General features: G+C 70.7%; 6 protein-coding genes. All 6 read left to right on the forward strand.

What is annotated here, in order from left to right; genetic code table 11:
- Position 1: 1 nt before the first annotated feature.
- On the forward strand, positions 2 to 754 hold the full coding sequence (locus ABZS58_RS34030; protein ID WP_354787355.1) for an alpha/beta fold hydrolase: 753 nt from the start codon (positions 2 to 4) through the stop codon (positions 752 to 754).
- Between the two features lie 11 nt (positions 755 to 765).
- Complete coding sequence (locus ABZS58_RS34035; RefSeq protein WP_354787356.1) at positions 766 to 2,019, forward strand: activator-dependent family glycosyltransferase; 1,254 nt, start codon at positions 766 to 768, stop codon at positions 2,017 to 2,019.
- A gap of 33 nt (positions 2,020 to 2,052) precedes the next feature.
- A complete protein-coding gene (locus ABZS58_RS34040; protein WP_354787357.1) occupies positions 2,053 to 2,994 on the forward strand; it encodes a hypothetical protein in 942 nt (313 codons plus the stop codon).
- 25 nt (positions 2,995 to 3,019) lie between these two features.
- Positions 3,020 to 4,003, forward strand: coding sequence for a hypothetical protein (locus ABZS58_RS34045; RefSeq protein ID WP_354787358.1), 984 nt, complete (start codon positions 3,020 to 3,022; stop codon positions 4,001 to 4,003).
- Positions 4,000 to 5,175: a macrolide family glycosyltransferase gene (locus ABZS58_RS34050; RefSeq protein ID WP_354787359.1), complete on the forward strand. Its 1,176-nt coding sequence runs from the start codon at positions 4,000 to 4,002 to the stop codon at positions 5,173 to 5,175. Before ABZS58_RS34045 ends, ABZS58_RS34050 begins: the two co-directional genes overlap by 4 nt.
- A gap of 519 nt (positions 5,176 to 5,694) precedes the next feature.
- On the forward strand, positions 5,695 to 5,970 hold the full coding sequence (locus ABZS58_RS34055) for a hypothetical protein (protein ID WP_354787360.1): 276 nt from the start codon (positions 5,695 to 5,697) through the stop codon (positions 5,968 to 5,970).
- The last annotated feature ends 129 nt before the right edge of the window (positions 5,971 to 6,099 follow it).

Here is a 6,099-nt window from a genome sequence, read left to right on the forward strand (position 1 = left end):
CATGACCACGACCACCAGCGACCTGTGGGTGCGCCGGTACCATCCGCGCCCCGACGCCCCGGTGCGGCTGGTGTGCTTCCCGCACGCCGGCAGCTCCGCGCCGTACTACGTGCCCGTCGCCGCCGGTGCCGGACCCGGCGTCGACGTGCTGTCGATCCAGTACCCGGGCCGGCAGGAGCGGCGGCCCGAGCCGCTCGTCGACGACCTCGACGTGCTCGCCGAGCAGTGCACCGAGGCGATCCTGCCGTGGCTGGACCGGCCGTTCGCGCTCTTCGGGCACAGCATGGGCGCCACCGTCGCGTTCGAGGTCGCCCGCCGGCTCACCGCCCGGTCGCGGGAGCCCCTGCACCTGTTCGTGTCCGGCCGCCGTGCCCCGTCGCGGCTGCGCGACGAGCACGTCCACCGCCGCGACGACGCCGGCATCATCGCCGAGATGAAGTCCCTCAGCGGGACCGACACCCGGGTCTTCGACGACGAGGACCTGGTGCAGATGCTGCTGCCGATCGTCCGCAACGACTACAAGGCCGCCGAGACGTACGTGTACAAGGACGGCGAGCCGTTGCGCTGCCCGGTGACGGCGTTCACCGGGCACGACGACCCGAAGGTCAGCGTCGAGGAGGCCGACGCCTGGCGCGAGCACACGACCGGGCCGGCGGTGCTGCACGTGTACGACGGCGGCCACTTCTTCCTCACCAAACACCAGGCAGCCGTCCTCGCCGTCATCAGCGGGTCGCTCACACCCGCCGTCGTGTAGTAGGAGCCGTCATGCGGGTGCTGTTCGTCACGCTGCCTGAGAAGTCCCACCTGTTCTGCATGACGCCGATGGCGTGGGCGATGCGCGCCGCCGGTCACGAGGTGCGCGTCGCCAGCTCGCCGGCGTTCACCGACGTCATCGCCCGCACCGGCATGACCGCCGTCGGTGTCGGCGACGACAGCAACATCAGCTCCGCGATGGCGCAGCACCGCGAGTCGCAGGAGGTCGAGTCCGTCGACTGGAGCGAGCTCGACCCGGCGAAGCTCACCTGGGAGCGGGAGCTCGAACGGGCCCAGATGGGCGCCTGGGGCTTCGCCTACTACAACGAGCCGATGATCGGCGACCTCGTCGCGTTCGCCCGTCACTGGCGACCCGACCTCGTCGTGTGGGATCCGCTCACGTACGCCGGTGGGCTCGCCGCCGGGGCCGTGGGCGCCGCGCACGTGCGGTCCATGTGTTTCGCCGACGTCTGGGCGATGAAGCGGCAGTTGTTCACCAAGCTCCGCGACGAGCAGCCCGAGGACCGGCGCGAGGACCCGATGGCCGACTGGCTCGGCGGGCACGCCGAGAAGCTCGGCGGCGCGTTCAGCGAAGAGCTCATCACCGGCCAGCTGACCCTGGACCCGCTGCCGGACCGGCTGTCGGTGCCGTCCGACGTCCGGCGCGTCCCGGTGCGGTTCGTGCCCTACAACGGCCCGGCCGTCGTGCCCGGCTGGCTCGCCGAACCGCCCGCCCGGCCCCGCGTCTGCCTGAGCCTCGGCGCGGCCAACACCGAACGGTACGGCGGCGACTACGTGTCGAAGGCCGCGATCCTCGACGCGTTGTCGGACCTCGACGTCGAGGTCGTCGCGGCGCTCCTGCCCGAACAGGTGCGGGAGCTCGGCACGGTGCCGGACAACGCCCGGGTGGTGCAGTCGGTGCCGCTGCACGCGCTGCTGCCCAGCTGCGCCGCCCTCATCCACCACGGCGGCTTCGGCAGCTACGCCACCGCACTCGTGCACGGCGTGCCGCAGCTGTTCGTCTCCACCCCGGTCGCCGACCAGACCCTGCGCGGCAGCGGCCTGCAGGACGCCGGCGCGGGCCTGTACCTGCCGCACGACCAGGCCGGGCCGCAGGAGATCCGCGACGCGGTGGCCCGTCTGGTGTCCGAGGACGGCTACGCCCGCAACGCCGCGACGCTGCGGGACGAGGCGTTGCAGCGTCCCGCCCCGTCCCAGGTCGTCGCGGAGCTCGAACGGTTCACCGCGTCGCGCGCCGCCTGTTGAGACGCCGTCCCGACCCCATCGAGAGGAGCCGCCGTGAGCCTCGCGTTCATCCTCGGCCAGAAGAACCTGACCTACGACCCGACCGGCCTCATCGGACTGTACGAGCAGCACGAGGCCGTCCGGGTCGCCTATGAGCGGGCGGCGGAATGGACCGGCCTCGACGTCGGCCTGCTGCTGCGCACCGTCGAGGACGACACGCAGCGCTCCCGGACCACGTCCGTCGGGCTCGCCGCGGCCATGCTCGGCATCGCCGACCTCCTCGGCGAGCACGGCATCCAACCGGCGATGGTCGGCGGGATCAGCCTCGGCGCCATGGTGTCCGGCGCACTGTCCGGCGCGGTGCCCCGGCAGGACGTCATCGGGCTGCTCGGCCACACCGACGGCGACCAGCGCCCCGACCGTCCCGAGCTGCCGGAGGGCTGCGTCGCCGCCGTCCTGCCGCTCGGGCAGACCTACGAGTCGTTCTACGGCACCCGGCCCGGCATCTGGTTCGGCGGCGACTTCGGCATGCACACCAGCGGCGCGTTCCGGATGCTGCTGCTCAGCGGCTACCGCGAGGCCCTGGACCAGCTCGCGACAGGCTACCCGCCGGAGTACTTCGTGTTCAGCGACGAGACCGTCGCGGTGCACAGCCCGCTGCGCTTCCGCGCCCGCGACGTCCTGACCCGCATCGCCGCCGACATCGCGTTCACCGACCCGACGACGCCGATGTGCTCGTCACTGGAGCCGCGCGTGCTGCACAGCGCCGACCAGGTCCGCAGCGAGTTCAGCCGCAACGTCGTCGAGCCGATCCGGGCCGACCACCTCACCGGGCAGATGCGCCGGCTCGGCGCCCGGCTCGGCGTCATCCTCGGCCCCACCCTGCCCCGCGACGGGTTCGAGTTCCCGTTCCCCGTCGTCTACGTCGACTCCCCGGACGACATCGGCCAGGTCGTGGCCGCGGTCCGCGAGCACGACGTGCTCCTGCCCACGTGACCCACCTCGGAAGAAGGCTGCCATCATGAGCCTCGCGTTCATCTTCGGAACGAACCTGCTCAACTACGACCCGCGCGGCATCATGGAGTTCCACGCGGCCAACCCCGCCATGCAGAAGGTCTACGACAACGTCAGCGCCTGGACCGGACTGGACCTCGACCTGCTGCTGCGCCGCCGCGACGACGACCAGGACGACATGGAGGCGCGGTCCCGGCACGGCTCGGTCGCCCTCGCCGCCGCCATGGTCGGCATCCACGACGTCCTCGCCACCCAGGGCATCCATCCGGCCGCCGTCGGCGGGCTCAGCCTCGGCTCGATGGTCAGCTCGTCCCTCGCCGGGGCGCTGCCCCGCAAGGACCTGTTCGACCTGCTGATGCGGATGGACCACGTCGGCCCCCGCGACCCCGGCGGCCCCGCCGAAGGCGTCGCCGTCGCGTTCCTGCCCGTCGACCAGGACGAGGCCCTGCTCATCGAGCCGAAACGCGACGGGGTCTGGCTCGCCGGCGACTTCGGCACCCACCCCACCGGCACGTTCCGCATCCTGCTGCTCAGCGGCTACCGCGAGGCGCTCGAAGCCCTCGCCGCGGAGTACACCGCGTCCGGCGGGCTCGGGCAGGTCCAGATGCAGGAGGCCAACTCGGTGGCGGTACACACGCCGCTGCGACAGGCGGTCGCCGACTCCATCGCCGCCATCGCCCCCGGCGCCGGCCTCGGCACCCCGGTGCTGCCGCTGTGCTCCTCGCTGGAGCCGCGCACCCTGACCAGCGCGGCCGAGGTCGCCGACATGTTCAGCCGCAACGCCGTCGAGACGATCCGCATCGACGACATGAGCGCCGAGATGCACCGGCACAAGACCCGTGTCGGTCTGGTCCTCGGCCCGTCGCTGCCGCGCGGCTGGATCGGTTTCCCGTTCCCCGTCGTGCACGTCGAGTCGCCCGCCGACCTGCCCGAGGTCATGGCGGCCATCTTCGACAACGGCGTCGTCCTGCCCCCGCGGCGGGTGTCATGACCTCTCACGTCGCCATTTTCGTCTTCCCGGACTTCGGGCATTTCAACCCGACGCTGCAGATCGCCCGGCTGCTGGTGGACCGGGGCCACCGGATCACCTACGTCGTCGACTCGATGTACGAGGCCACGGTGACCTCCGTCGGCGCGGCGCTGGCCGGCTACACCTCGGTCCGGCGCCGGCTGAGCACGAGCAGCCACGTGGAGAGCGACGAGATCGCCGACCTCGGGCTGGACATCCTCGCCGACGCCAACACGCGCGTCATCCCGGCCGCCCGCGCCGCGTTCGAATCCGACCGGCCGGACCTCATCGTCTACGACTTCGAGAGCTTCGTCCCGGCCCGGATCCTGGCCCGCGAGTGGGGCGTCCGGACCCTGCAGTACTTCCCGTACACGGCCTCCAACGACCACTTCTCACTGCACGCCGAGACGATGGACCCGGACTCCGACTACGTCCACCGGGGCGTCGAGGCGATCATGGAGATCCTCGCCGAGGTCGAGCCGGACCCGGCGAAGATGTGGGCGATGATGGCCGTCGCCGACGAGCACAATCTCGTCTTCCTGCCCCGCGCTCTCCAGCCGCACGGCGAGACGTTCGACGACAAGTTCACGTTCCTCGGCCACTGCCTGCCTTCGACGCCACCGCCGGTGACCTGGACCGCTCCGGATCCCGATGTACCGGTGGCACTCATCTCCATGGGCACCGAGTCCAACGAACGCACCGGCATGTTCCAGCTGTGCGCCGACGCCTTCGCCGACAAGACGTGGCACGTCGTCATGACCCTCGGCCGCGGCAACGCCCTGGACGAGGGCGTGTCCGCCGTCAACGTCGAGGCCCACGAGTGGATGCCGCACCTCGCGGTCCTGCCCCGGGCGTCGGTCTTCGTGACCCACGGCGGCATGGGCAGCCTCGTCGAGGCGCTGTATCACGGCTGCCCGTGCGTCGTCGTGCCGCACACCCCGGAGAACACCGTCAACGCCAAGCGCGTGCACGAACTCGGCATCGGCCGCTACCTGCCCGCCTCGACCCTCGACCCGGCCACGCTGCGCGCCGCCGTCGACGAGCTCACCAGCGACCCGGAAACCCTCGCCCGGGTCGCCGCGATGAGCGCATCGATGCGGGCCGGCGGCGGCCCCACCGAAGGCGCCGACGTCATCGAGCGCCTCCTGCGCTGATCCGGCACACCCGCGCGCATGTGAGAACCGCGTTTCCTTGGGAGGCGCGGTTCTTGCGTCGAGCAGTGGCGTCGCGATGCGACCTGCCGACCCGGCTGTCGCAATGAGCTGGTGAACGATCGAGGTCAATCTCTGGTTGCGGGGACGTCCTTGATCGTGACCTAGTCGTAATGATCTCATCAGGATACGTGAAGCATCAAGCTTTGGCAGAGAGGTCGGTCTATACGGCCTGTTGAACGTGTTGATCTGCAACTTGCAGAATGGTCAATAATTAAGTACCGATTAGTAGGCTTTGCCGGAGTGGGCGCCTCCGTTCGTGCCCGCCGGCGCCGTTCGGCGCCACTGAGCAGCGGAAATGACGGCGGGATCGGGGCCGTTCTCGCGGGCCGACGTGCAAGATCGGCGTCTGCTGGACGTCGATGCGCTGCTCGTTATAGTGACGTCTCGATCGGCTTGGCCACACTCGTTACCTTCTGCCCGGAGCGCACGGGGATGGCCACCTCAAGGCATAGGAGTGTCATGGCATCACACATCGCCATGCCCAAAGGCGACCCGCCCGACGGTGAGTACCGCAAGGTGCTCGGACTGTTCAAGTACTACCACCGGGCGGCGGTGACGCTGGCCGCGCTCGGCCTAGCCCGCGCCGCCCTGCCGGTGTTCGGGCACGACACCATGTCCGACGCGTGGGTCGACCGGACCCATCTCATGCTCTGCCTCGCCGGCTGCGGCTATGTCGTGGCCCCGTACACCCGGCGATTCCTCGAAATCATGGCGCTGGTCCGCGACCGGCACTGACCGAAGCGCGGGGGGCGCCGCCCCGGCGCGCGGGGGCCCCCGGAAGGAGGATGGGTTGCAGGGCGGCGGGGTGAAAGGTGGGGGAGCACACAAGCGCACCGTTTGGGGGGGTGGATAAAGGGGGGTGTA

Source organism: Dactylosporangium sp. NPDC005555, from assembly GCF_040605635.1.
In the GTDB taxonomy this organism is placed as follows: Bacteria; Actinomycetota; Actinomycetes; order Mycobacteriales; family Micromonosporaceae; genus Dactylosporangium.

Bases quoted from the DNA above. Each gene is read 5' to 3' on its own strand.
- ABZS58_RS34030 (WP_354787355.1), top strand. From the start codon at position 2: ATGACCACGACCACCAGCGACCTGTGGGTGCGCCGGTACCATCCGCGC.
- ABZS58_RS34035 (WP_354787356.1), top strand. From the start codon at position 766: ATGCGGGTGCTGTTCGTCACGCTGCCTGAGAAGTCCCACCTGTTCTGC.
- ABZS58_RS34045 (WP_354787358.1), top strand. From the start codon at position 3,020: ATGAGCCTCGCGTTCATCTTCGGAACGAACCTGCTCAACTACGACCCG.
- ABZS58_RS34050 (WP_354787359.1), top strand. From the start codon at position 4,000: ATGACCTCTCACGTCGCCATTTTCGTCTTCCCGGACTTCGGGCATTTC.
- ABZS58_RS34055 (WP_354787360.1), top strand. From the start codon at position 5,695: ATGGCATCACACATCGCCATGCCCAAAGGCGACCCGCCCGACGGTGAG.